Origin of the sequence: Brevundimonas sp., assembly GCF_003248455.1 — a bacterium.
GTDB lineage: Bacteria > Pseudomonadota > Alphaproteobacteria > Caulobacterales > Caulobacteraceae > Brevundimonas.
Genome location: NZ_QFNM01000030.1, coordinates 18,964 through 42,373 on the forward strand (window position 1 = coordinate 18,964; position 23,410 = coordinate 42,373).

At 69.1% G+C, this 23,410-nt stretch carries 25 protein-coding genes; 9 read left to right on the plus strand and 16 right to left on the minus strand.

All coding sequences use genetic code 11. The features are described 5' to 3' along the window. Positions 1-103: 103 nt before the first annotated feature. The gene (locus DI624_RS11975; protein ID WP_367142125.1) at positions 104-631 is read right to left on the minus strand and encodes a prepilin peptidase; all 528 of its coding nucleotides are present in this window, start codon (positions 629-631) and stop codon (positions 104-106) included. A gap of 93 nt (positions 632-724) precedes the next feature. Beyond that, positions 725-907, minus strand: coding sequence for a Flp family type IVb pilin (locus DI624_RS11980; protein ID WP_291538775.1), 183 nt, complete (start codon positions 905-907; stop codon positions 725-727). A gap of 237 nt (positions 908-1,144) precedes the next feature. On the opposite strand from DI624_RS11980, the gene DI624_RS11985 reads away from it, so the two are divergent. From DI624_RS11985 to DI624_RS11995, 3 genes are read left to right on the plus strand one after another with little or no spacing between them, the layout of a single operon-like run. After that, positions 1,145-1,546 carry a pilus assembly protein N-terminal domain-containing protein gene (locus DI624_RS11985; protein WP_291538777.1) on the plus strand — a complete coding sequence of 134 codons (402 nt, stop codon included), beginning with the start codon at positions 1,145-1,147 and terminating at the stop codon, positions 1,544-1,546. An 8-nt stretch (positions 1,547-1,554) separates the two neighbouring features. After that, positions 1,555-2,115: a TadE/TadG family type IV pilus assembly protein gene (locus DI624_RS11990; RefSeq protein WP_291538779.1), complete on the plus strand. Its 561-nt coding sequence runs from the start codon at positions 1,555-1,557 to the stop codon at positions 2,113-2,115. After that, a complete protein-coding gene (locus DI624_RS11995) occupies positions 2,112-2,645 on the plus strand; it encodes a TadE/TadG family type IV pilus assembly protein (RefSeq protein ID WP_291538782.1) in 534 nt (177 codons plus the stop codon). Before DI624_RS11990 ends, DI624_RS11995 begins: the two co-directional genes overlap by 4 nt. 10 nt (positions 2,646-2,655) lie before the next feature. Here the strand turns inward: DI624_RS11995 and DI624_RS12000 are convergent, their stop codons facing one another. The 7 genes from DI624_RS12000 to DI624_RS12030 form a co-directional block, all read right to left on the minus strand. Continuing rightward, a complete protein-coding gene (locus tag DI624_RS12000; protein ID WP_291538784.1) occupies positions 2,656-3,975 on the minus strand; it encodes an anthranilate synthase component I family protein in 1,320 nt (439 codons plus the stop codon). Beyond that, entirely contained in the window at positions 3,972-4,751 is a 780-nt protein-coding gene (locus DI624_RS12005; protein ID WP_291538786.1) for a tyrosine-protein phosphatase, read from the minus strand. Before DI624_RS12005 ends, DI624_RS12000 begins: the two co-directional genes overlap by 4 nt. A gap of 21 nt (positions 4,752-4,772) precedes the next feature. Further along, entirely contained in the window at positions 4,773-5,075 is a 303-nt protein-coding gene (locus DI624_RS12010) for a transcriptional regulator (RefSeq protein WP_291538787.1), read from the minus strand. A gap of 2 nt (positions 5,076-5,077) precedes the next feature. Further along, on the minus strand, positions 5,078-5,701 hold the full coding sequence (locus DI624_RS12015) for a hypothetical protein (protein WP_291538789.1): 624 nt from the start codon (positions 5,699-5,701) through the stop codon (positions 5,078-5,080). 139 nt (positions 5,702-5,840) lie between these two features. After that, positions 5,841-6,023 carry a DUF1328 domain-containing protein gene (locus DI624_RS12020; RefSeq protein WP_291538791.1) on the minus strand — a complete coding sequence of 61 codons (183 nt, stop codon included), beginning with the start codon at positions 6,021-6,023 and terminating at the stop codon, positions 5,841-5,843. 106 nt (positions 6,024-6,129) lie between these two features. Continuing rightward, the gene (locus tag DI624_RS12025; RefSeq protein WP_291538794.1) at positions 6,130-6,540 is read right to left on the minus strand and encodes a hypothetical protein; all 411 of its coding nucleotides are present in this window, start codon (positions 6,538-6,540) and stop codon (positions 6,130-6,132) included. Continuing rightward, on the minus strand, positions 6,540-6,884 hold the full coding sequence (locus DI624_RS12030) for a DUF883 domain-containing protein (RefSeq protein WP_291538797.1): 345 nt from the start codon (positions 6,882-6,884) through the stop codon (positions 6,540-6,542). The genes DI624_RS12025 and DI624_RS12030 overlap by 1 nt, the downstream gene beginning before the upstream one ends. A 147-nt stretch (positions 6,885-7,031) precedes the next feature. Between DI624_RS12030 and DI624_RS12035 the strand changes: the two genes are divergently transcribed. From DI624_RS12035 to mutS, 4 genes are all read left to right on the plus strand, one after another. Further along, positions 7,032-7,700: a fumarylacetoacetate hydrolase family protein gene (locus DI624_RS12035; protein ID WP_291538799.1), complete on the plus strand. Its 669-nt coding sequence runs from the start codon at positions 7,032-7,034 to the stop codon at positions 7,698-7,700. Next, positions 7,697-8,329 (plus strand): maleylacetoacetate isomerase, encoded by a 633-nt coding sequence (maiA, locus tag DI624_RS12040; protein WP_291538802.1) that lies wholly within the window; start codon positions 7,697-7,699, stop codon positions 8,327-8,329. The genes DI624_RS12035 and maiA overlap by 4 nt, the downstream gene beginning before the upstream one ends. A gap of 96 nt (positions 8,330-8,425) precedes the next feature. Continuing rightward, positions 8,426-9,343, plus strand: a complete 918-nt coding sequence (locus tag DI624_RS12045; RefSeq protein WP_291538804.1) for an aldo/keto reductase — start codon at positions 8,426-8,428, stop codon at positions 9,341-9,343. Between the two features lie 75 nt (positions 9,344-9,418). After that, on the plus strand, positions 9,419-12,100 hold the full coding sequence (mutS, locus tag DI624_RS12050) for a DNA mismatch repair protein MutS (protein ID WP_291538807.1): 2,682 nt from the start codon (positions 9,419-9,421) through the stop codon (positions 12,098-12,100). A 60-nt stretch (positions 12,101-12,160) separates the two neighbouring features. On the opposite strand, the gene lpdA is transcribed toward mutS, so the two are convergent. Both lpdA and DI624_RS12060 read right to left on the minus strand, forming a co-directional pair. Beyond that, complete coding sequence (lpdA, locus tag DI624_RS12055; protein WP_291538809.1) at positions 12,161-13,582, minus strand: dihydrolipoyl dehydrogenase; 1,422 nt, start codon at positions 13,580-13,582, stop codon at positions 12,161-12,163. A 179-nt stretch (positions 13,583-13,761) separates the two neighbouring features. Then, on the minus strand, positions 13,762-16,602 hold the full coding sequence (locus tag DI624_RS12060) for a TonB-dependent receptor (RefSeq protein ID WP_291538811.1): 2,841 nt from the start codon (positions 16,600-16,602) through the stop codon (positions 13,762-13,764). Between the two features lie 242 nt (positions 16,603-16,844). Here DI624_RS12060 and DI624_RS12065 point away from each other — a divergent pair, with 242 nt between their 5' ends. Continuing rightward, positions 16,845-17,948, plus strand: a complete 1,104-nt coding sequence (locus tag DI624_RS12065) for a phytase (RefSeq protein WP_291538813.1) — start codon at positions 16,845-16,847, stop codon at positions 17,946-17,948. An 18-nt stretch (positions 17,949-17,966) separates the two neighbouring features. Here DI624_RS12065 and DI624_RS12070 read toward each other — a convergent pair whose 3' ends face one another. The 5 genes from DI624_RS12070 to DI624_RS12090 all read right to left on the minus strand — a co-directional run bounded on the left by DI624_RS12070 (position 17,967) and on the right by DI624_RS12090 (position 21,448). Beyond that, complete coding sequence (locus tag DI624_RS12070; protein ID WP_291538814.1) at positions 17,967-18,239, minus strand: HPr family phosphocarrier protein; 273 nt, start codon at positions 18,237-18,239, stop codon at positions 17,967-17,969. Next, on the minus strand, positions 18,236-18,640 hold the full coding sequence (locus DI624_RS12075; protein WP_087121127.1) for a PTS sugar transporter subunit IIA: 405 nt from the start codon (positions 18,638-18,640) through the stop codon (positions 18,236-18,238). Before DI624_RS12075 ends, DI624_RS12070 begins: the two co-directional genes overlap by 4 nt. Positions 18,641-18,760: 120 nt before the next feature. Beyond that, entirely contained in the window at positions 18,761-19,201 is a 441-nt protein-coding gene (locus DI624_RS12080; protein ID WP_291538821.1) for an HPr kinase/phosphorylase, read from the minus strand. Continuing rightward, entirely contained in the window at positions 19,198-20,817 is a 1,620-nt protein-coding gene (locus tag DI624_RS12085; RefSeq protein ID WP_291538823.1) for an ATP-binding protein, read from the minus strand. The genes DI624_RS12080 and DI624_RS12085 overlap by 4 nt, the downstream gene beginning before the upstream one ends. Further along, on the minus strand, positions 20,786-21,448 hold the full coding sequence (locus DI624_RS12090; RefSeq protein ID WP_291538825.1) for a response regulator transcription factor: 663 nt from the start codon (positions 21,446-21,448) through the stop codon (positions 20,786-20,788). The genes DI624_RS12085 and DI624_RS12090 overlap by 32 nt, the downstream gene beginning before the upstream one ends. Before the next feature lie 237 nt (positions 21,449-21,685). Here DI624_RS12090 and DI624_RS12095 point away from each other — a divergent pair, with 237 nt between their 5' ends. After that, positions 21,686-23,404: a hypothetical protein gene (locus DI624_RS12095; RefSeq protein ID WP_291538827.1), complete on the plus strand. Its 1,719-nt coding sequence runs from the start codon at positions 21,686-21,688 to the stop codon at positions 23,402-23,404. Positions 23,405-23,410: the final 6 nt, after the last annotated feature.

Below are 23,410 nucleotides of genomic sequence, written 5' to 3' on the forward strand. Positions count from 1 at the left end.
TGGCGCTCTGATCTCGGATTCAGTCCCCGACGCCTACCGTTAACGATCATGCCGGGTATCGGTTAACGCTTCCTAAGCGCGCCGAACGCCGGTCGGCCCGGCCCTAGCGCCCCGAAGCGAAGGCCAGAACCAGGCCGCTCTCGGGCAGGGCCATCAGGGCGCCGATGGCGATGGCGACGCCGTACGGAATGTCGCCCTTGGGCTGCATCAGATTGACGACCCAGCCCTGGGTCACGAAGGGCGAGACCGCCGAGAAGTGCTGACGCGCGGTCATCAGCAACAGGCAGAAGGCGCCGCCCACCACCCCTGTCGATAACAGGAAGGGCGCAACACCGCTCAATCCCATCCAGAGACAGCTGGCGGACAAAAGCTTGGCGTCGCCCCCGCCGATCCATCCCATGGCGAACATTCCCATGCCGACGACCAGAGCAGCCAAGCCGACGCCGACGTGGACGGCGATATCCACCGGCGCGGCGCCTACCAGCAAAGCGACAGGAAAGAAGGCGCCGACCAGGGCCAGAGAAATCCAGTTGGGAATTTTCATCGTGATCAGATCGTTCAGACCTCCGACGATGACCAGAGCCGGAAACACGCCCAGCACGATGAGCAGAAAGATGTCCATGTCGGTCATATTCTCGGGAAGACTTTAAGGTTGGGTTTCCGAAAACAAAGAAAGGGCCGAAGCATTCGCTTCGGCCCTTATCCCTGCAACTCTGTTTAGGAGTTACTTGGCGGAGTTCGCCTTCGTCAGGTCCGTCGAGATGCGATCGAAGGTGGCCTTCAGGCTGCCGCTCATGGTGGTGAGCACACCGATCAGGGCGACGGCGATCAGGGCGGCGATCAGGCCGTATTCGATGGCGGTGGCGCCGGATTCGTCTTTGGCGAAGCGCGAGATGAACTTGGTCATGTTTAGTCCCTTTTTGAAAATGATCTAGCGAGCAACTGGCGGGGGGAGCCGGTAGCCCGCTTGACCCCCAAACGCAGGATCACAATGCCGCACCCCTGTTAAATCTGAGTCACGAGACTTGGTTACGCACGGATTCACCAAAGAAAGTTCTCGTACGTCGGCTTCAGCCTTTGTTGAGGATCGTCGGCGCATCATGCGCGCGTCCGCGTCTGCACGCGCCCTTCATCAGAGCCGCCGATGTCTCGCATCCCCGCCGTTCTTCTCGCCGCCGCCCTTTGCGCCCTGCCCGTCGTCTCCATCGCCCAGGACGGGGCGCTGAACGTCGAGATCGACCGTTCGGCGCGCATCCAGCTGCGCGGGGCCGCCGCCTCGATCATTGTCGCCAATCCCCAGATCGCCGATGTGTCGATGGTCGACGCCAACACCCTGTTCATCGTCGGCAAGGGCTATGGCGTGACCGAGGTGGTCGCCGTGGACGGCGTGGGCCGCACCCTGTTCCAGCGCGAGATCGTGGTGTCGGGCGGCGCGACCGGCTCGGTCAGGGTCTGGCGCGGCGCCCAGGCGACCGAAATGACCTGCGGCGCCTCCTGCTCGCCCAGCGTCCGCAGCGCGCCTGCGGTCGCGTCCAGCGCCCCCTGACCCCTGCCATGATCGCGCGCACCCTCCTGACGGCCTGGATGCGTCGCGCCCGCGCGCGGCAGGGCCGCGAGGGCGTCGCCGCCGTCGAGTTCGCCATGGTGGCCCTTCCCTTCTTCCTGATGATCTTCTCGATCTTGGAACTGGGCATGGTTTTCGTGCTGGATTCCCTGCTGGAAACGGCGACGATGGAATCCGGGCGCCTGATCCGCACTGGCCAGGCCGATCAGCAGAAGTTCACGGCGGCCCGCTTCAAGACCGAACTGTGCGACCGGATGGTGTTGTTCAAGAGCGATTGCATCACGCGCGCCACCATCGACGTGCGCGTCATCCCCCAGTTCGCCACGCCCGACCCGCCCGATCCGATCACCAACGGCGAGATGGATCCAAGCAAGACCTTGTTCGACGGCGGCGATCCCGGCGATCTGATCCTGGTGCGCGTCTGGTACGCCCACCCGATGGCCAGCCCCCTGCTCAGCCAGGCCGCCTCGCGCATCGGACCAGGCAAGGTTCTGCTGCAATCCGCGACCGCCTTCCGCAACGAGCCGTGGACGAAGGCGGCGACGCCATGATCCGCCTTCGCAGACTGGCGCGGGACACGCGCGGCGTGGCGGCGGTGGAATTCGCCTTCCTCGCCCCCATACTGATCCTGTTCTACTTCGGCATGGTCGAGTTCTGTCAGGGCTATATGGCGCTGAAGCGCACGGGCCATGTGGCCTCCATGGTCGCCGACCTGGTGTCGCAGAACGACAAGGTGACGAAGACCCAGCTCACCGACATCTTCGCCATCGGCGACCAGATCATCAAGCCTTTCCCCAACAGCCCCCTGACCCAAAGGGTCAGCAGCGTGACCCGCGTCGACGCCACGACCTACAAGGTCGACTGGAGCGTCGGCCGCGGCATCGCGGCCAAGCTGACGCCAGCCCAGGCCAATATCCCGCCGAATATGCTGGCCCAAGGCGAGTCCGTCATCGTGGCCGAGGCGAACTACGACTATTCGTCGCCGTTCGATCAGGTCGCGCCCTATCTCACCCGGTTCGAGCGGGTGGCCTATCTGCGTCCGCGCACGGTCGACGTCATCCCCTGCTCCGGGGGCTGCTGAACCGCCGGGTTCACGCCCCGATCAGGGCCTCGCGCATGGCCGAAATCTTGACGTCCGTCTCGGCCTCCTCGGCGGCGGGGTCGCTGTCGGCGACGATGCCGGCCCCGGCCAGGGTGCGATAGCGCCACACGCCCCCCGCCCGTTCGAAGCTCGCCGTGCGGATCAGCACCGAGGCGGTCAGCGACCCGCCCTCGCCCACCAGGAACAGCGAGCCGCACCAGGGGCCGCGCGGCGGTTCGTGGGCGGCGATCACCTTCAAGGCCTGGTGTTTGGGCGCTCCGGTGATCGAGCCGGGCGGGAAGGTCGCCTCCATCAGGTCCGCCGCCCCGACGCCCGCGCGCGCCCTGGCCGTCACGGTCGAGACCAGATGATGCACGGTCGGATGGGTCTCCACCGCGAACAGGGTCTCCACCTGCACCGAACCGGGCGCGGCGGCGCGCGCCAGGTCGTTGCGCATCAGATCCACGATCATCAGGTTTTCGGCCCGGTCCTTGGCGCTGGCCAGAAGATCGGCGGCCAGGGCGGCGTCGGCCGCCGGGTCGCCGGCGCGGGGCCGGGTGCCCTTGATCGGGCGGGCCTCGATCCGGCGGCTGTCGGCGTCGAAACTCAGGAACAGTTCGGGCGAGTTGGAGACCAGCGCCCGGTCCCCGATCCGCCAATAGGCCCCGAACGGCGCGGCCCTGTCCCGTTGCAGCCGCAGGAAGACGTCGAACGGATCGGCGTCGGGCTTCAACCTCCCCGACCAGGCGCGCGCCACATTGGCCTGGAACAGTTCGCCCGCCGCGATCCGCCCCACCACATCGGCGACCGCCGCGCGATAGGCGGCCGCCGTGGTCTCGGCCTGAAAACCTTCGGCGGGCGGAGGCGGCGTTTCGAGCGCGCGCGCCGTCGTCAGCCAATTCAGGGCGCGATCCGCCGCCGCCTCGGCCTCCGCGACCGTCGCGCCCCGTCCGACCGCCCGCACCGCCCGCGCCCGGTGGTCGAAGGTCAGCATGGCCGGATAGCGGGCCAGCATCAGGTCAGGCCAGGCCGTCTCGCGCCGCCCCGTCGCCGGGCGCGCGCCCGCATCATAGGCGGCCAGGCCGGCCGTCCCCGCCGCGAAGGCCGGATCGCGCAGGGCCCCGAAGGCCGCCCGGTCCTCGATCGGCCCGACCTGGATCCGATCCGGCTGGACCGCGACATGGGACCAGCGCCCGCCCGGTCCGCCGTCGGACAACAGGGCCAGCAGCCCGTCCCCGCCATCCTCGGCCTTCGCCAGCCCCGCCGCCACCCCGACCGGATCGACCCAGGCCGCCGCGCGCACGACTTGGCGGCGAAAGTCGTCGCTCACGCCGACAGCCGGGCCGCGATCCGCTCGCGCCGGTCCGCATCGATCCCGAGGGCGTCGCGCAGATAGGCGTCGATCGCGCCGTGGCGCGCCTCCACCTCCGTCAGGGCCGCCTCCAGATAGGCGGCCTCGACGCCCAGGAAGGCGACCACCGCGTCGTCGGCGGCGACGCGGCCGGTCATCTTGTGCAGCTGGCGCGCGATGGACGGCGCCCGCCCCGCCAGGTCCACAGCGACATTGGTCAGCAGATAGTCCTCGACCATGTCGTCGCGCGACACGCCCAGCAGATGGTGGGTCAGGGCGGCCAGGAAGCCCGTCCGGTCCTTGCCCGCCGCGCAATGGATGACGACCGGCCGATCCTGGTCGGCCAGAGCCTGGAAATAGCGGGCGAACACGTCCTGGTGCGCCGCGTCGAACGGCAGGCGGCGATAGACGTCCTGCATGAACCGCCGGCCCGAGGCGGGCGTCAGGTCCTGGGTCTTCAGAAAGGTGATGTGCGGCGCCTCGACCCCGTCGTCGATCCCGCCCTCGATCACCAGGCCGGACCAGCCGTCTGGCCGGCGCGACGGCTGGTCCCGCCGCTCGCCCGGCCGGCGCAGATCGACCACCGCGCCGATGTCCAGCGCCTTCAGTCGCTCCAGGTCCGCCGCGCTGGCCCGCGCATGGTGGGCCGAGCGGAACAGCCGGCCGGGCCGCACCCGGCGGCCCGCCGCCGTGGCGTAGTCGCCATAGTCGCGAAAGTTGTCGATGGCCTCGAAGGCGTGAAGACGGTCGCTCATGCGCCGCCTTCTACCCGTTTTTCATCGCGCGGGCAGCAGGTCCGCCATCGCATCCAGATAGGCCAGGAAGGCGGCCCGGCCGGCCTCGGTCAGACTGGCCTCCGTCAAGGGCTTTCGGCCCCGGAAGCTCTTGGTCACGGCGACGAAGCCCGCCTCTTCCAGCTTGCGCAGATGGACCGAGAGATTGCCGTCCGTGGTCTGAAGCCGCGCCTTCAGCGTGGCGAAGTCCGCTCCGCCCGCCCCTGACAGATAGGCCATGATCCCCAGCCGGATGCGCCCGTGAATGACGTCGTCGATCCGGCCGATGTCGAAATCGTCGGCCATGCTCAGGCGGTCTCCGCCGGTTCCTGGCGCATCAGGATGATCCCGGGAACCAGGGCCACGGCGACGAGAACCACGGTGAAGACCCCGTAGATCGCGGCGCTGTCGATGAACCAGGCCACGCCCACCGCGGCCGCATAGGACAACAGCGCCGTCATCGACATCCAGCGCGTACGGGTCATGGCCGCCCCGATCAACCAGGCCGAGCCATAGGCGACCAGGACTGTGGTCGGCATCACCGCCATCCACGACCAGTTCCCGGTCTTCACCGACAGGGCGACCAGGGCCAGCCAGGTGACGAAGATGCCGTAGCCGACGGCCGACCAGGCCGCGCCCACCGCCTGATTGCCCGACGAGCGATGGCCGGGCTTCGACTGGATGCGGCCGATCAGGACCGTCAGCCCGACGGCGAACACGACGCCGGCCCCGATCCAAAGCCACAGCGACGCCCAGGGACTGAATTGCGCCAGCCCGCTCTGGATCGCCCACTGCGCCAGGCTGGCCGCGCCGAAGACGACAGCGGCGAGAACCAGAACGGGGCCGGCCAGCAAGGGGGCGTTGCGACCCTCGCGGGCCAGGTCGCGCATATAGGCGATATCGTCTTGAAGGGTCTGGGTGTCGCGGGTCATCGTCGGCGCTCCTGAATGAGGACCACAGAGTCGACGATAAACTTTATTTTGTAAAGTGCTTTTCTTCATGCGGCGCATGCCATGAAAAAGGGGCGAAGCCTGCGCTTCGCCCCTCTTCGCATCGATGCAGTCTCGCCCGTTATAGTCGGGGCGCGCCGCCGCGTCCGCGAAGCCCGCCGGCCACCAGGGCGATGACGAACAGGATGATCGCGACGACCGCGACGAATTTGGCGATCTCGAACGAGAAGTTCGCGATGCCGCCGAAGCCTAGAACGGCCGCGACCAAGGCCACGACCAGGAAGATAATCGCCCAGCGCATCATGGGTTTAGCTCTCCTGCGTTGTTATGACCTCCGGCGACCCGTGAGCCGTTCGTCGGTACGCCCGATCAACGCCGCCGCGCCCTGGCTGTTCCCTGATCCAGCGCGATCAGCGACGGCGGCGGCGCGAATAGCCGCCGCGGTCCATCTTGCGATCGGCGACCATGCTGGCCACGATCGCCGCCAGGGCCGGATTGCGCAGCAGCAGGAAGGCGGCGCCCAGGCCGCCCACGGCGCCGATGACCGGACGTTCGCGGATGATGTGGACGACCTTGCCCAACAGGCCGGACGGTTCGTCCTCCTCTTCGTCCCCCTCGTCCGACCCGCCGCGCAGGAAGACGAAGATCACGATCAGGGCGACCAGGGCGAACAGGCCGAAGGTGACGGCGGCGGCCCCCAGCGGCGTCAGCTTGAGGCTGAGCGCATAGAAGATCGTCAACCCCAGGAAGATGACGGCCAGAAAGGCGCTGGCGGCGACGACGGCCGTCGCGACCAGCTTTTTGACAAGCGCCTTGAACATCAGCGGCGACGACCGGCCAGCAGCATGCCCAGGATCACTCCGACGCCCAGCGCCACGGCGGTCGATTGCAACGGACGCTCCTGCACCCGCTCGACCACATAGCGTTGCGCCTCGTCCAGGCGCTCGGCGGCGTCGTCGTAATATTCGCGGCCGCGCGTGCGGGCGGTGTCGTAATAGCCGCGCGCCTGTTCGCGCACTTCCTCGCTCTTGGCGCGCAGCTTGGCCTCGGCCTCGGCCGCCTTTTCGCGCAGGCGCTGGGTCTCTTCGCGGGCGCCGGTCTTTAGATCCTCCTTGAGGGTCTTCAGGTCGGCCTTGATGTCTTCTCGGGCCTTGGTGCTGGCCATGATGCGCGCTCCGTTGAAAGCTTGGCGGTAGAATAGAGAACCCCGTATGGCAACGCCACTCCCGGCGCGAAGTTCCCGCCAGGCGACGATCCTACCGGTCTTCTCCGCCCCCTCGCCAGACCCTGGCCGGCGCATTAGAACACGGCCATGACCCAATGGCTGTTCCCGCCCCGTCCCGTCCCTTCCCTGCCCGTCGTGGGCCGCGACGCGCGTTTTCCCGTGCGCCGCATCCTGTGCGTCGGCCAGAACTACGCCGCCCATGCGCGCGAGATGGGGTCCGACCCGGACAAGCAGACGCCTTTCTTCTTCTCCAAGCCCGGCGACGCATTGGTGTCGGACGGCGCGGACCCGGCCTATCCCCCCGCGACCGACGACCTGCATTACGAGGCCGAACTGGTCGCCGCCATCGGCCCGACGGCGGACGGCGGGATCGGGATCGTCGGCTGGGCGGTCGGCTGCGACCTGACGCGCCGCGATCTCCAGGCCGAGGCCAAGAAGGCCGGCCGCCCCTGGGACGCCGCCAAGGGGTTCGACCAGTCCGCGCCGTGCGGCCCCCTGACCTTGGGCGCCCTGCCCGACCCCGCCGGCGCCATCCGGCTGACCGTCAATGGCGAGACCAGACAGGACAGCGTGCTGAACGACATGATCCTGAACCCCGACCGCATCGTCGAGGCGGCGGCCGCCCTGTGGTCGCTCCAGCCCGGCGACCTGATCTTCACCGGCACCCCGTCGGGCGTCGGCCCCTTGAAGCCCGGCGACCGCGTGGTCGTGACCATCGCCGGGCTGGAGACGCTCCGCTTCGAGATCCGCCCGTGATCCTGCACGGCTATTGGCGCTCGGGCGCCAGCTACCGGGTGCGGATCGCCCTGGCGTTGAAGGGGATCGGCTACGACCTGGCCGCCCACGATCTCAGAACGGGCGAGCAGAAGGCGGCGGACTATCTGGCCCTGAACCCCCAGGGCATGGTGCCCGCGCTTCAGACCGGCGACCGCGTCCTGATCCAGAGCCCGGCCATACTGGAATGGCTGGAGGAGACCCATCCGTCTCCGCCGCTTTTGCCTTCGGGCGCCGACGACCGGGCGGCGGTGCGGGCCATGTGCGCCCTGATCGGCTGCGACATTCATCCGCTGAACAATCTGCGCGTGTTGAAGGCGCTGCGCGCCGACTTCGCCGCCGACCAGGCCGCGGTGAACGCCTGGGCCGCCGCCTGGATCGCGACGGGCTTCGATGCGCTTCAGGCCCTGGTCGACCGGCATGGGACGGACTGGTGCTTCGGCGACGCCCCGACCCTCGCCGACTGCTATCTGATCCCGCAGCTCTATTCGGCCCGCCGGTTCGACATGGACCTGTCGCCCTGGCCGCATCTCCTGGCCGTCGAGGCGCGGGCGCAGGCCCATCCCGCCTTCGAAGCCGCGCACCCGGATCGCCAGCCGGACGCCGATTGAAACCATCTCCCGCCGACGCATATCGGCGGTGGATAAGTAGGGTTCGCTTAAGGTCTCGCTCAGCGTCCCTTAAGCATTGCGCGCCACAGTGCGGGGGTGTCGTATTCCCCCGCCACACCTTCGGCGTCCTCGCCCACCCATCGCCTGGCCCTGGCCGTGGTGACGGCGCCCGAACGCGCGCCCGGCGCCTTCATGAGCGCCCCGTCCGGCGCGCGCGAGGACGCCATGCGGTTCCTGCTTCAGACCGGGGCCGACGCGGGCGTCAAGCTGATCGCCACCCGGCCGGAGGGCGATGGCGAACGTCTGCTGGGCCAGGCCTGGCCCTTCCCCTCGCCCTTCCAGGTCACGGTCCGCACCGTCGCCCTGAGCGAGGGCCTGGACCGGGTCGAGGCGCGCGCCCGCCGCTCCCTGGAACGGATGGGCCTGCCGCGCGGCGACGTCCTTCTGATCTCCAGCGCCGCCGACCTGGCGGGCGCCGAGGGCCGCGCCCTGTGGGACCGCGCCCGCAGCCTGAAGGATCGCGGCCTGTTCCGCCGCATCGGCTTCTGCGCCACGCTGGAGGACGGCCCGGCCCTGCTGGCCCGCCGGCTGGAGGCGGACGTGATCCAGATTCCCTGCAGCCTGCTGGATCAGCGCGCGGCCCAGGAGGGCGTGCTGGAGGCCGTCGCCGACGCCGGCGCGGCGGTGCATCTGTCCTCCGTCTTCGCCGACGGCCTGTTGTTCGCGGGCGGCGAGGATCTGCCGCCCGAACTGGCCAGCCACGCCCAGGCCCTGTCGCGCACCCGCCGCCGCCTGGCCGAACAACGCTGCGACCCCATGCAGGCGGCCCTGGCCTACGCCCTGTCGCTGAAGGGGGTGGACAAGGTGGTGGCCAGCGTCGCCTCGGCCGCCGAACTGCGCGCCATCCTGGCCGCCGCCCACGCCCCCTGCCCCGATCTGGACTGGTCGGCCCTGGCCCTGGAGGCGCCCGCCGCCTTCACCGTCGCCCGTTTGCGCATCTCCAGCGCCGCCTGACCCGGCCGACAAGCCTGTGCAAGGTCCGTCGTTCGCCCTTGAGGCGCGCGGCGCGATCCTTCACCCTGTCGGGGCATGAACGCCCCGGTCTCTCACCCCCCTGAAATCGCCGCCTCGCTGGAAGGCGCGACGCCCTTCATGGCGCAGTATCTGACGGCCAAGGCGGGCCAGCCGGACGCCATACTATTCTTCCGCATGGGCGATTTCTACGAGCTGTTCTTCAAGGACGCCGAGGTCGCGGCCGCCGCGCTCGGCATCACCCTGACCAAGCGCGGCAAGCATCAGGGCGATGACATTCCGATGGCCGGGGTGCCGGTCCATGCGATGGAGGGCTATCTGGCCCGGCTGATCCGCCTGGGTCACAAGGTGGCCATCTGCGAACAGCTGGAAGACCCCGCCGAGGCCAAGAAGCGCGGCGGCAAGGCCGTGGTCCATCGCGGCGTGGTGCGCGTCGTCACGCCCGGCACCCTGACCGAGGATTCGCTGCTGGACGCGCGCGGCGCCAACCGTCTGGCGGCCGTGGCGGTGCGCAAGGGACGGGCGGCCGTCGCCGTGGTCGAACTGTCGTCCGGCGCGGTCGACAGCGTGGCCTGCGCGGTCGAGGACATGGGCGCGGCCCTGGCCGCCTTCCGCCCCTCCGAGGTCCTGGTCACGGACCGCATCTATTCGGACGCGACGACGCGCGACGCCTTGGACGGGTCGGGCGGGGTGGTCCAGGCCCTGGCCTCGGCCATCGCCGAACCCCAGGCCGCGCGAACGCGGGTCGAACGGCTGTACGGGGTGGCGGCCCTGGACGGCTTCGGCGCCTTCGAGGAGGCCGAGGTCTCGGCCCTGGGCCTGATCGCCGCCTATCTGGAAACGACCCAGGCCGGCAAGGTTCCGGCCCTGGCCCCGCCGCGCCGCCTGGGCGAAAGCGGCTTTCTGGCCATCGACCCGGCGACCCGCGCCAGTCTCGAGATCGACCGCACCCAGAGGGGCGAGCGCGAAGGCAGTCTGTTGGCCTGCATCGACCGCACCGTCACCTCGGGCGGGGCGCGCGCCCTGGCCGAACGGATCGCCCGGCCCTTGCGCGACCCCTTGGCGATCAACGAACAGCTGGACGCCGTCGAATGGCTGCTGGAGCGCCGCGACCTGCGCCGCAATCTGCGCGAGGGCTTGAAAGCCTCCTCCGACATCGCACGCGCGGTGGGGCGCCTGGCCCTGGGCCGCGGCGGACCGCGCGACCTGGCCGCCGTGCGGATCGGCCTGTCGGCGGCCGAACGTCTGTCGGGCCTGTTCATCGGCCAGGTCGATCCCCTGACCGGCCAGCCGCGCCGCATCGCCGTGGCGTTGGATCGTCTCGGCCTGTCGCCGGACCTGTCGCGCCTGATGGCCGACCTGATCGACGGTCTGGTGGACGAGCCGTCGCATCTGGCGCGCGACGGCGGCTTCGTCCGCCCCGACTATCGCGCCGAACTGGACGCCGCCCGCACCCTGCGCGACGACAGCCGCCGCGTGGTCGCCGATCTGGAAGCCCGCGCCGTGGCCGAATCCGGCGTGCCGTTCAAGGTCAAACACAACGCCGTCCTGGGCTACTTCCTTGAGACCTCGGCCAAGGCCGCCGAGGGATTGCTCCGCGCCGGCCCCGACAGCCCCTTCATCCACCGCCAGACGCTGGCCAGCCAGGTCCGTTTCACCACCGTCGAACTGTCCGAGCTCGACGCCCGGATCAGTCAGGCCGGCCACCGCGCCCTGGCCATCGAGACCGAAACCTTCGAGACCTGGCGGCGCGAGGTCGCACGCCTGGCCCAGCCGCTGCAGGCCATGGCCGAGGCCCTAGCCGAACTGGACGCCCACGCCGCCCTGGCCGAGTGGGCGCAGGAAACCGGCGCCGTCCGCCCGGTCGTGGACGACACCCTGGCCTTTTGCGTCGAGGCTGGCCGCCATCCGGTGGTCGAGGCGGCGGTCAAGGCGGCGGGCGATCCCTACACCCCCAACGACGCCCGGCTGGATGGATCGGGCCGGGATGGCGCGCGCCTGGCCATCGTCACCGGCCCGAACATGGCCGGTAAATCGACCTTCCTGCGCCAGAACGCCCTTCTGGTCATCCTGGCCCAGGCCGGGGCCTTCGTGCCCGCCCGTTCGATGCGGCTGGGCGTGGTGGACCGGCTGTTCAGCCGCGTCGGCGCCGGCGACGATCTGGCGCGCGGTCGCTCCACCTTCATGATGGAGATGGTCGAGACGGCCGCCATCCTGACCCAGGCCACGCCCCGCAGTTTCGTGGTGCTGGACGAGATCGGGCGCGGCACGGCGACCTACGACGGCCTGGCCATCGCCTGGGCGACCGCCGAGGCCCTGCACGAGACCAACCGCGCCCGAACCCTGTTCGCCACCCACTATCACGAACTGGCCCAGTTGGAGACGCGGCTGGACCATGTCTGCAACCTGTCGATGGTCGCCAAGGAATGGAACGGCGACCTGGTCTTCCTGCACGAGGCGGCGCCCGGCGCCGCCGACCGCTCCTATGGCGTGCAGGTCGCCAAGCTGGCCGGCGTGCCCGGCGCCGTCGTCGCCCGCGCCCGCTCGGTGCTGGAGCGGCTGGAGGGCGAAAAGGCCGCCGCCGCCCGTCTGGACGACCTGCCCCTCTTTGCGGTCGCCGAGCCGGAACCGATGCGTGGGCCCTCCCCCGTGGAACTGGCCCTGCGTGACGTCGACCCCGACGAACTCACCCCGCGAGAGGCGCTGGAGGCGCTTTATCGGCTGAAGGGTCTGGCCTGATGTGAAGAAGGCCCGGACGGCGCCGTCCGGGCCTTGCTTAGAGTGTCGATGCGTGTCGGATCAGGCCTGCATCATCCAGCCTTCGACATCCATGGCCGCCTGGCGGACGGCTTCCGAACGGGTCGGGTGGGCGTGGCAGGTGCGGGCGATGTCTTCCGACGCGCCGCCGAAGCTCATGGTGATGGCGGCCTCGTGGATCATTTCGCCGGCCTGCGGGCCCATGATGTGCACGCCCAGCACCTTGTCGGTCGCGGCGTCGGCCAGAACCTTCACGAAGCCGTCGGTCTCGTGGTTGATCTTGGCGCGGCTGTTGGCGGCGAAGGGGAATTTGCCCTTCTTGTAGGCGATGCCTGAGGCCTTCAGCTGGTCCTCGGTCTGACCGACCCAGGCCACTTCGGGGAAGGTGTAGACGACGCTGGGCACCAGGGCGTAGTCGACGTGGCCGTATTTGCCGGCGATGGTGTCGATCACGGCGACGGCGTCCTCTTCCGCCTTGTGCGCCAGCATCGGGCCGTGGGTCACGTCGCCGATCACCCAGACGCCGCCCTCGTTGACTTGGCCAGTCACCTTGAAGTGGTCGTGATCGATGAAGCCGCGCTTGTCCGGCGTCACGCCCACGCTCTCCAGACCCAGACCATCCGTGTACGGACGACGACCGATGGCCACCAGAACCACGTCGCCCTTGATCGTCTCGGCGGCGCCGCCGGCCGACGGTTCGACCGTCAGCTCCACGCCGTCCTTGCCGGACTTGGCGGCCGTGACCTTGGCGCCCAGTTTGAAGACCATCCCCTGTTTGGTCAGGGTGCGCTGGAAGGCGGTGGCGACCTCGGTGTCCATGCCGGGCGTTATCCGGTCCAGGAACTCGACCACCGTGACCTCCGCGCCCAGGCGGCGCCAGACCGAACCCAGCTCCAGGCCGATGATGCCCGCGCCGACCACGATCAGCTTCTTGGGCACGGCCGGCAGCGACAGGGCGCCGGTGGAATCGATCACCTTGCCGTCCTCGAAGGCGACGCCCGGCAACGGGGTCGGCTCGGAGCCGGTGGCGATGACGATGTTCCTGGCGTCCAGCGTCTGGACCACGCCGTCGGCGGCGGTGACTTCGATCTTGCCCTTTCCGACAATCTTGCCCTTGCCCTTGATCCACTCGACCTTGTTCTTCTTGAACAGGAACTCGATCCCCTTGGTCAGGGTCAGGACGCTGTCGTCCTTGGCCTTGTGCATCTGGCCAAGGTTCAGCTTGGGCGAGACCTCGATGCCGATCTTGGCGAACTCGCCGTTGGAGGCGTCCCACAGCTCCGAGGCGTGCAGCAGGGCCTTGGAGGGCATGCAGCCGACGTTCAGGCAGGTGCCGCCCAGGGTCGAGCGCATCTCCACGCAGGCGACCTTCAGGCCCAGCTGGCCGGCGCGGATCGCGGCGTTATAGCCGCCCGGCCCTCCGCCGATGATGACGACGTCGTAGGCGGCGGTGGCTTCGGCCATGGTATCCTCTGGTCTTCTGGCGCGCGGGGAAAGGCGGGCGGACACTAGCGTTGGCCCCGCGTGGGTCAACCGCTGGACGCCAATATGGGGCCGGCTTCGACCAATTGCAGAGGGGCCGGCGACGAAAAGGGGCCGAGCGTCGCCGCCCGGCCCCTTCGTTTCCGATCCGACCGTTGGATTCAGAGCTTGAAGCGCACGCCGAAGAAGACGTTGTAGCCGAACTTCTCGTATTCGTAGGTCCGCTCGCGCGCGCCATAGTAGCGGGAGCCCGCAGAGTTGGTCAGGTTCTTCGCCTCGGTGAACAGCTCCACGCCGTTGCCGAAGTCGTAGCTGGCGGTGAAGTCCAACTGCTCGCGCCCCTCGACAAATAGGTCGAAGTCCGGGTCGTCGGCGTTGATCGCCTCCAGATAGTCGCTGCGCTTGGTGTAGGACAGGCGCGCGCTGACTCCGGCGTTCTCATAGAAGAGGGCGACATTGTAGTTGTTGTCCGATTGCCCCGGCAGGGCGAACTCGGTGCGGCCGCCATATGGCTGGGCGGTGGTGATCTCGGCCTCGGTCCAGGTGTAGTTGGCGAACACGCCGAAGCCGGACAGCAGCCCCGGCAGGAAGCCGAACTTCTGCTGCCAGTTCAGTTCCAGGCCGGCGATGTGGCCGTCCGGCGCATTGATCGGGGTCTCGAACTCGGCGTCGAAGATCGTCCCGTCGATGCTCACTTCGTCCTCGTATTTCAGGACATAGCGATAGTCGGTCAGGTCCTTGTAGAAGGCGTTGGCCGACACCACGCCCAGCGAGGCGAAGTAGTATTCCAGGCCCAGGTCGACGTTGTTCGAAAGCGTCGGCTCCAGGTCCGGGTTGCCGATTTCGTAGGAGATGTCCGAACCGTCGGTTTCCTCGATCCGGCGCGGCACGATCTGGGCGAACTCAGGACGCGAGATCGAGCGCGTCAGGGCGAAGCGGCCGATCAGGTTGTCCGAGAAACTGTGGCGAACCGTCAGGCTGGGGAAGAAATCAGTGTGGTCGCGGTCGACGCTGGCCGTCGAATAGATCTCATCGCCGTCCTCGGTCACGGTATAAGTCGGCGCCGAGCCTTCGAACTTGGTCTGCTCGACGCGCAGACCGACGATGACGTTGGTCGCGCCCATGTCGAAGCGCGCCTGGCCGTAGCCGGCCAGGATGTCTTCCTGAGCCTCGTAGTCCGCCGTGACCGAGTCAGGCATGCGGCGGTCCGAGATGGCGCGGTATTGGGCGAAATAGTCGTCCGCCATGCCGTTGTCGAACTTGTAGCCGAGCAGATAGTCGTAGTTGCGGCTCTCGGTGTCGGTCAGGAAGTCGGCGAAGGTCTGGGTCGGCCGGTTGGCGGCACCGCGCCCGCGCAGACGCTCTTCGTCCGCCGTCACTTCGCGGGTGCGATACTTGGCGCCGAACTTCCAGGTCACGTCGCGGCCAGCGAAGTTAGACGGCAACTCCAGATTGGCCTGGAAGGCCGTCTCTTCCTGGTCGGTCGTGTTGGAGCGGAAGACGTTCTCGCGGAAGGCGAAGTTCGACGGGTCCAGATGCTCCTGGGTCGTGAACAGCGAGTAGGTCGGCTCGTAGTGGTCGCCGCTGAAGTCGTAGCTGATTTCATCGACCGTGCTGTTGAACAGCAGTTCGTTTCGGTTCGGATAGGTCTGGCTGCTGTCGGCGTAGGACAGGGTGGCGTCCAGCTTGGCGCCGTTGCCGAAGATGCGCTCGCCGCCGAAGGCCAGGGTCGTGATCTCGTTGACCTGGGTGCGGTGGCGCAGCTGACGGCCGACGGTGACATCCGTGAAGGTGGCCGAAGTGTCGGTCGCGCCCGGTTGCAGGCTTTCCTCGTCGAAGGTCATCAGCAGCTGGTTGCGGTATTCGTCGTCCTCGAACTTGGCGAACGAACCGCGCAGGAACAGGCGGAAATCGTCGGACGGACGGTATTCCAGAGCGCCGGTGACGGCCTGGCGGGTGCGCTCGGTGTCGTATTCCTTGAACAGCGCCTCCTCGAGCCCGAAAACCTCGCCGCCTTCCGGCGTCTTCAGCTTCACCCATCCGGATTCGACGTTCTCCGGCTTGCGGTTGGTCTGCGAATAGCTGAGCGACAACAGGGCGCCGAAGGTCTCGTTGGGGCCGAAGACGTCGGAGATCGTGGCCCCGGCGCGCACGTCGCTGCCGCCATAGTCGTTATGGCTGCCGCCGCCGTAGCCGTTGATCGTCAGGCGACGCCGGTCGAACGGCGAGCGCGTGCGGATGTCGACCGCGCCGGCGATGGAATCGGCGTCCTGGCTGGGCAGCAGGGTCTTGGACACCTCGATGTTGGCGACGATGTCGCTGGGCAGGGTGTCGAGGTCGACGGCGCGCGTGCCGGGGTCGACGGCGGGAACCTGCACCCCGTCCACCGAAACGGCGGTGAAAGCCGACGGAGCGCCGCGCACGTTGATGTAGCGGCCTTCGCCCTGGTCGCGCTGGATGGCGATGCCCTGAACACGCTGCAGCGATTCGGCCACGTTCGGGTCGGGATAGCGGCCGATCGCATCGGCCGACAGGACGTTGACCGTCCCTTCCGCATTCTTCTGCTGGTTCAGCGAGCGGGCCACGCCGTCGGTGATCACGCCGGTCACGATAACGTCCGCCACGTCGGTCGCCGACGGGGCGCCCAGGACGATGGCGACATTGGCGTTCTCGCCCGGCGTCGTGATGACCGTCTGGCTGGCCGACGGCAGGCCCAGGTAGCGCACGTCCAGGACCGTCTGCCCTGCGGCGGTCGGCAGGGTGAACTCGCCCTGCGTGTCGGTCACGGCCCGCTGGCCCGAACCGCGCGCCACGACCTCGGCGCCCGGCAGGGGCGCGCCCGAGGCGTTGGTCACGCGACCGTAAATCACGTCGCCGGCGACGGCGGAGGCGACGACCGCATCGGCGGTCTCGGCCTGGGCGGCGACGGCCATCGGCGCCAGGATCATCGGCGCCATCAGCATCGGCTTCAGGGCGGCGCCCATCAAAAGGTGCAGTTTCATCTCATGTCCCCCTCGGCGCGCGACGTTCGCTTCGAGCCGATGGGACGGCCGCTTAACCTTTGCGGGCGACGCGACGGCGACGGTTCCGCGACGCCCGTTTCGCGGTTTTCCGACAGGACGGCGACGATTGATCCCTTTTCGGATCATCGGTCATCGAACCGACGTCGAACCGTCACCACGACGCCGTTGACCGCATCGCCGCCATGCCGAAAGGACGCCTTCAGATCGTTTCGGAGACCGCCATGCGCCGCCCTCGCCTTCGCCTTTCCGCCGCCTGCGCCCTGGTCGCGCTTCTGGGCGCCTGCGCGACGCACGAGGTCGATTTCCAGGGCGAGGGGGCCGGCGTGGTCGGGCCGGGCGCCCCGGTTCACGCCGTTCTGGAGACCCCGCCCGTCGGCGCGCCGGGCCAGGACGCCGCCGACGACCCCGCCGTCTGGGCCAGCGCCACCCCCGTCACCGTATCGGGCCAGACCAGCCCCGGCTTCGTCGCCGGCACGGACAAGAAGTCGGGCCTCTATATCTATGGCTTCGACGGCCGCGTCCTTCAGTTCCTGCCCGAGGGCCTGCTGAACAATGTCGATGCGGTCGAGGGGCTGGCGATCGACGGCCGCCCTCAACTGGTCCTGGGCGCCAGCGACCGCACGCCGGGCAAGACGGGAATTGCGCTCTATCGCTTCGATCCCGCCGGGACCGGCCGGAACGCGGTGCGCTATTGGGGCCATGTGGCGACCGACGTGGTCGAACCCTACGGCTTCTGCTTCGCCCGACGCGGCGCCGAGGTCCACGCCATACTGGTCGGGCATGAGGGCGAACTGCGCCAGTTCGTCCTGAGCGTGGACGCCGCCGGCCAGCCCACCGCCCGCCTGGTCCGCACCGCCGAGATCGGCGCCATCTCCGAAGGCTGCGCCGCCGACGAGGCGACCGACGCCCTCTATATCAACGAGGAGAACGTCGGCCTGTGGCGCTACGGACTGAACCCGGCGTCGGGCGCCGCCCGCACCCTTGTCCAGCCCATCGCCAAGGACATTCTGGTCGCCGACGCCGAAGGCCTGACCACCATCACCGACGCCTCAGGCCGCTATCTGATCGCTTCCAGCCAAGGCGATTCCACCTTCCCCGTCTGGCGCATCGACGGCGCGGCGCCCGAATACAAGGGTCGCTTCAAGGTGGTGGACGGCCCCTCGGTCGACGGGGTGACGGGCACGGACGGCCTCGCCGCCGCCAGCGGTCCGGTCGGCCCCTTCCCCGACGGCCTCGTCGTCATCCAGGACGACGTCAACGACGGCGGCGCCCAGAACTTCAAATACATCGACTGGCGCGACATCCGCCAGGCGCTGGGGCTGTAGCCTTCCGTCAGCCTCGACCTACTGATCCTCGTCGAACTTGCGCGCGACCAGGTCCTTCAGGGCTTCCATCGCATCCTCGGCGTCCGGCCCTTCGGCGGAGACGTCGATGCTGCAGCCTATGCCGGCGCCCAGCATCAGCAGGCCCATGATCGAGCGGGCGTCCACCGTCACCCCGTCTCGGGTCACGTGGATCTCGCTTTCGAAGCTGGAGGCCAGTTTGACGAATTTGGCCGAGGCGCGGGCATGCAGGCCGCGCGCGTTGCAGATGTTCAGGGTGGCGTCGACGCTCATTTTTCGCCTGCGAGCACCCAGGACGCGACCGAGATGTATTTGCGCCCGGCGTCCTGGGCATGGGCCACGCACGCCTCCAGCGTCTCACGGCCGCGCACGCTGGCCAGCTTGATCAGCATGGGCAGGTTCAGGCCGGCGATCACCTCGGCGTGGGTCTGCTCCATCACCGAAATGGCCAGGTTGGACGGCGTGCCGCCGAACATGTCGGTCAGCAGGATCACGCCGTCGCCGTCGTCCACGGCCGCCGCCGCATCGACGATGTCGCGCCGGCGGCGCTCCATGTCGTCGTCCGGCCCGATGCAGATGGCCGCCACGCCGCGCTGGGGGCCGACCACATGCTCCATGGCCGAAAGGAATTCTGACGCCAGCCCGCCGTGGGTGACGATGACCAGACCGATCATGAGGACTTCACTCGCATCCCGCCCCGAACCGTCCCGAACGTTCCCCCGTCCGGCGAGGAGGCCGGACGCCGCCCTTTCTTGGACCGCAAGGGGGGTGTCATAGACCCGTCTTCCAGGGTTTCAAAGCGTCTCCAACGCCGCTGCGACCACATCGACGGCCGAGGCCGGTCTGGGGTCCAGGGTCAGGAGGGGCAGTCGGACCCCGGCGAAGTCCCGCTGCTGCGGCTCCGGCAGGCGCTCCAACGGCCCCGGCGCACAGTCCAGCGCCAGCGCCACTCGAACCAGCGGCCGTGTCGCCGCAGACACGATCCCCAGCCCCCGGACCTCGATCCGGCCGGCGATGGCGGCGGGGGCGCGGGCGTAGAGCGCGCCCGCGGAGGGCCAGACCTGGGTGTAGTCGTCGCTGACCAGCCGCCAGCCGCGCCCCGTCAATCTCAACGCCAGGTCGCTCTTGCCCGCCCCCGACGCGCCCAGGATCATCACCCCGCGCCAGCCGCCGCCCCGGCGCACGGCGACCGTGGTGGCGTGGATCGGGGGGCGCGCCGGACTCCGGGGCGTCATGCCCAGCGGCCGACCGCCGGAAAGACGATCTCGAACCGGGCGCCGACGATCCGGCCCGCGTCCATCCGGTTCTCGGCATGGACGCGCCCGCCATGGGCCTCGACGATCTGGCGCACGATGGACAGGCCCAGGCCCGAGTTGGAGCCGAACTTCGCCCCCTGCGGCCGGGAGGTGTAGAAGCGTTCGAACACCGTCTCCAGGTTTTCGGGCGGGATGCCCGGCCCTTCGTCCTCGACCCGCACGCGCACCGGCAGGTCGTCGCCCGTCTCCTCCAGGCTGACCTTCACCGCCCCGCTCTCGGGGCTGAACGAGCGGGCGTTGTCGATCAGGTTGCGGAACACCTGGCCCAGCGGCCCGTCGCGCCCCATGACGCGCAGCGACGTCTCAGGCGCCTTCAGGATCACCGGCACGTCGCCGGGCTTGGCCGTGGTGTCGTAGACGCCGACGATGTCGGTCAGCAGCCGGTTCAGCTCGACCGGGCGGGGCCGGTCGCGCGACAGTTCGGCGTCCAGGCGCGAGGCGTTGGAGATGTCGGTGATCAGCCTGTCCAGCCGCCGCACGTCCTGCTGCAACAGGGCCGTCAGCTTCTCGCGGTGGGCGTCGGTCTTGACCAGCGGCAGGGTCTCCAGCGCCGACCGGATCGAGGTCAGCGGATTCTTGATTTCGTGCGACACGTCGGCGGCGAACCGCTCGATGGCGTCCATCCGGGTGGACAGGGTGTCGGTCATGGATTCCAGCGACCGCGCCAGGTCGCCGATCTCGTCCTTGCGGTCCTCCAGGTCGGGCAGGGAGATGGCGCGCGCGCGCTGCAGCTTGACCTGGTCCGCCGCCGCCGACAGCCGCATGATCGGCCGCGCCACGAAAAGATGCAGCAGCAGCGAGGCCAGCAGATTGACCCCCAGCGCCACCAGGGCGAACGGCACCAGGGCGCGGCGCTGGGCGCTCAGGATCTCGTCCACGTCGCCGGATTCGACCGTCAGAACCCCCAGCACCTGGCGCACGTGCCGCACGGGGATGGAGACGGACACGACCCGGTCCCCGGATTCGTTGCGGCGAAGCGTCGCCTGGGGCGCGCCCTCCAGCGCGGCGCCGACCTCGGCGGCCAGTTCGCTGTCGGCGCGGGCGATGCGCCGTTCGGACACCAGCCTGGCCGCCGCCCCGTCGTCGGTCGGCGATCCGGCCGCCTTGGCGGCGGGCAGCGGCCGGCCGCCGATAGCCTCCGTCACCTGATAGCTGTCGACCAGCAGAAGGCCGTTGATGTCGTACAGGCGCACCCGCTGCCCCGCCGGAATGAAACGGTCGGTCAGCCACAGGGAGGCGCGGATAGGGTCCAGTTCGGGGGTGGGCTCGCCCCGCGTCACCCCCTCCTCTCGCAACACATTGGCCAGCAGTTCGGCCTGGACCGTCAGCGATTCCTGCCGTGCCCCAACCAGCCCCTTGCTCCATTCGTTCAGCAGCAGGGCGCCGCCGAACAGGATCAGCAGGCTGAGCAGATTGAGCGCCAGGATGAAGCCGCCCAGCCGCGATCCGCCGAAACGGAACAGCGGCCGACGCCCCTCCTCGGGCTCACGCCCGCCGGGACGATCAGCTCTCGCGGTAGCGGTAGCCGACGCCATACAGGGTCTCGATCGCGTCGAACTCGTTGTCCACGGCGCGGAACTTCTTGCGCATCCGCTTGACGTGGCTGTCGATGGTGCGGTCGTCGACATAGACCTGGTCGTCGTAGGCGGCGTCCATCAGATTGTCGCGGCTCTTCACGAAGCCGGGCCGCTGGGCCAGGGCCTGCACCCAGGTGCTCTCGTGGCGCGCCGGGTCCATCGACAGCTTGCCGCGCTTGATGGCCCGGCCGGACACCTCGGCCGCAGCCTCGGGTTCGCCGCCGTCGGCCCCGGTGCGGCGCAGCAGCGCCTTGACCCGCTCGATCAGCAGCCGCTGGCTGAACGGCTTGTGGATATAGTCGTCGGCGCCCAGGTTGAAGCCCAGGATCTCGTCGATCTCCTCGTCCTTGGACGTCAGCATGATGACCGGGATCTGCGAGGTCTGGCGCAGGCGGCGCAGCACCTCCATCCCGTCCATGCGCGGCATCTTCACGTCCAGGATCGCCAGGTCGGGCGGCGTCGATTCCAGCGCGGCCAGGCCGGAGGCCCCGTCGTGATAGGCGGTGATCTTGTGGCCATGGCTTTCCAGCGCCAGCGACACGGACGCCACGATGTTCTCGTCGTCGTCGACCAGGGTGATGTTCGCCAAGGGTGTCTTCTCCTGAACTTTGCGGTCCCGCGAGCAGGAACGCGCTTCAAGCGTAACCGTTCGATCACGGTCACATTAGGGCTAAGGGGCCGCGACCAGAAGGCGATTCGCTGCGAAGCCTCCGCGCCCAGACGGCCGAAGATGGTGAGTTCCGCGCGGGATTTCAACGCGCGGGCGCTCGGGCTGCGGCGGCGCGCGAAAACCTCGCCTTAAAGCCTTGGGGTCCAAGGTGGCGCCATGGCCGGTCCGATCCACTACGAAGTCTATGTCCGCAGGACCGCCCCTTCGGCGTGGACCCTGCTGATCGCCACCGAGAACCGAAAACAGGCCGTCGAGGCGGCCGAGGACCAACTTCAGGATCGGCTGGCCGTCGCCGCGCGCGTGACCAAGGAGACGCTGGACCCCGAGACGATGGAGTTCGCCTCCGTCACCATCCTGACCCTGGGCGCGCCCGAGGAAAAGAAGAAGAAGCCGGTCGACCCGGCGCCGCGTCCAGCCTGCGCCGGGCCAGCCGAACTCTATTCCCCCCACGCCCGCGCCCTGATCGGCCGGGTGCTGGAGGACTGGCTGCGGCGCGAGGGCGTCACCGCCTTCGAACTGCTGCACCGTCCCGACGTGGCCGAACGGCTGGAGGCGGCGGGGGTGGAGCTTCAGCACGCCATCCAGAAGGTCGCCGTCCCCGAAAGCCAGGCGACCGGCCAGGACGTCCACGCCGTGGTGCGCCACTACCAGAAGCTGACCGAACAGGCGATCGTGCGCCTGCGCAAGGCCGGACGCGACGGCCTGTTCCCGACGCTGGCGGACCGATCCATCGCCGATCTGGCGCATCGTCTGGCCGGGGCGTCGGACCGGGCCTTTCGGATGGGCGGGGTGGTCGCGGGCGCGCTCGCCGGCCGGCGCGACGCCCGCGCGCGGCTTTCGGCTCTGATGGATCTGATGGACGCCGCCCCGCCGGACGGCCCGCCGCGCGCCCTGATCGTGGTGGCGGTGGAGCAGATCGTCGCCGAGATGCTGGCGGTGCGCCAGAACCTGAACGAGGTCCTGGGCCCGGCCCTGGACCAGGGCGCCAATCTGGCGGCCATCGTGCGCATGGTCGCGCCGGACGAGATGGACGGCCTGCTGGCGATGGACCCGCGTCTGGAGTTGATGATGCCGTCGGTCGACGGCCCCGCCGCCCGGTTGGGCGTGCATCTGGCGGCAGGAGAGTTTCCGCTGCTGGCCGCCGCCCTGGCCCGGATGGTGACGCGCGAACTGACCAGCCCGCGCCGTCTTCGGCCGAACGACGCAGTGGGCGAGATCGACATCCTGCGGCTGCTGGCCATGGCCCTGACCGCCTCGGCCGGCCGCCTGCTGACGCTGGAAGAGGTGCAGTCCGCCTTCGTCGAACGCTCCAAGAGCCTGGTCACGGCCGATTTCGTCGCCGCCTATGTCGCCGGCTGCCAGACCGTCCTGGCCGAGGCCGAGCACCTGACCCGGCTGTGCGAGAACGTGACCGGCGGCGCCAACAAGCGCGCGGCCGCCCGCTGGCTGGGCGCCTGCATCGGCTCGTTGCGGTTCGAGACCGAGATGCGCCAGCCCGCGCCGGGCGGCCCGTCGCCGTCGCAGAAACTGGCCATACTGGCGCGGCTGCAGCGCGCGGTGCGCGCCGCCCATCTGGGCGAACACGATCAGACGCAGATTTCGGACGCCATCGGCGCGGTCGGCGCCCATCTGGAGGCCGACGCCGGCCTGGTCGCCCAGATCGCGCGCGCGCCCGCCTCCGCGCCGCAGAAGATCGCCGCCCTTCTGAAACTGGCCACAGGCGAGGCGGGACCGCTGGGTCCGTCGGCCGAGCGGGCCAGGACCGAGGCCGTCCGCCTGCTGCGCGCACCCGATGTCCGCACGGCCCTGTCGGCCGCGCCGGAAAGCGTGGCCGCCCTGCGCGGCCTGATGCAGGCGGCGGGTCTGGCGGCGTGAGAGCGA

What these genes read in the sequence shown, in the direction of transcription:
- DI624_RS12020 (WP_291538791.1), bottom strand. Translation starts at nt 6,023, where the DNA reads ATGATGCGCTGGGCGATTATCTTCCTGGTCGTGGCCTTGGTCGCGGCC.
- DI624_RS12075 (WP_087121127.1), bottom strand. Translation starts at nt 18,640, where the DNA reads ATGATCGGTCTGGTCATCGTCACCCACGGCGGGCTGGCGTCAGAATTC.
- DI624_RS12070 (WP_291538814.1), bottom strand. Translation starts at nt 18,239, where the DNA reads ATGAGCGTCGACGCCACCCTGAACATCTGCAACGCGCGCGGCCTGCAT.
- lpdA (WP_291538809.1), bottom strand. Translation starts at nt 13,582, where the DNA reads ATGGCCGAAGCCACCGCCGCCTACGACGTCGTCATCATCGGCGGAGGG.
- DI624_RS11985 (WP_291538777.1), top strand. Translation starts at nt 1,145, where the DNA reads ATGTCTCGCATCCCCGCCGTTCTTCTCGCCGCCGCCCTTTGCGCCCTG.
- DI624_RS11980 (WP_291538775.1), bottom strand. Translation starts at nt 907, where the DNA reads ATGACCAAGTTCATCTCGCGCTTCGCCAAAGACGAATCCGGCGCCACC.
- DI624_RS12095 (WP_291538827.1), top strand. Translation starts at nt 21,686, where the DNA reads ATGGCCGGTCCGATCCACTACGAAGTCTATGTCCGCAGGACCGCCCCT.
- DI624_RS12035 (WP_291538799.1), top strand. Translation starts at nt 7,032, where the DNA reads ATGACCCAATGGCTGTTCCCGCCCCGTCCCGTCCCTTCCCTGCCCGTC.
- mutS (WP_291538807.1), top strand. Translation starts at nt 9,419, where the DNA reads ATGAACGCCCCGGTCTCTCACCCCCCTGAAATCGCCGCCTCGCTGGAA.
- DI624_RS11975 (WP_367142125.1), bottom strand. Translation starts at nt 631, where the DNA reads ATGACCGACATGGACATCTTTCTGCTCATCGTGCTGGGCGTGTTTCCG.
- DI624_RS12025 (WP_291538794.1), bottom strand. Translation starts at nt 6,540, where the DNA reads ATGTTCAAGGCGCTTGTCAAAAAGCTGGTCGCGACGGCCGTCGTCGCC.
- DI624_RS12065 (WP_291538813.1), top strand. Translation starts at nt 16,845, where the DNA reads ATGCGCCGCCCTCGCCTTCGCCTTTCCGCCGCCTGCGCCCTGGTCGCG.
- DI624_RS11990 (WP_291538779.1), top strand. Translation starts at nt 1,555, where the DNA reads ATGATCGCGCGCACCCTCCTGACGGCCTGGATGCGTCGCGCCCGCGCG.
- DI624_RS12085 (WP_291538823.1), bottom strand. Translation starts at nt 20,817, where the DNA reads ATGGCGTCGGCTACCGCTACCGCGAGAGCTGATCGTCCCGGCGGGCGT.
- DI624_RS12080 (WP_291538821.1), bottom strand. Translation starts at nt 19,201, where the DNA reads ATGACGCCCCGGAGTCCGGCGCGCCCCCCGATCCACGCCACCACGGTC.
- DI624_RS12030 (WP_291538797.1), bottom strand. Translation starts at nt 6,884, where the DNA reads ATGGCCAGCACCAAGGCCCGAGAAGACATCAAGGCCGACCTGAAGACC.
- DI624_RS12060 (WP_291538811.1), bottom strand. Translation starts at nt 16,602, where the DNA reads ATGAAACTGCACCTTTTGATGGGCGCCGCCCTGAAGCCGATGCTGATG.
- DI624_RS12015 (WP_291538789.1), bottom strand. Translation starts at nt 5,701, where the DNA reads ATGACCCGCGACACCCAGACCCTTCAAGACGATATCGCCTATATGCGC.
- DI624_RS12010 (WP_291538787.1), bottom strand. Translation starts at nt 5,075, where the DNA reads ATGGCCGACGATTTCGACATCGGCCGGATCGACGACGTCATTCACGGG.
- DI624_RS12005 (WP_291538786.1), bottom strand. Translation starts at nt 4,751, where the DNA reads ATGAGCGACCGTCTTCACGCCTTCGAGGCCATCGACAACTTTCGCGAC.
- DI624_RS11995 (WP_291538782.1), top strand. Translation starts at nt 2,112, where the DNA reads ATGATCCGCCTTCGCAGACTGGCGCGGGACACGCGCGGCGTGGCGGCG.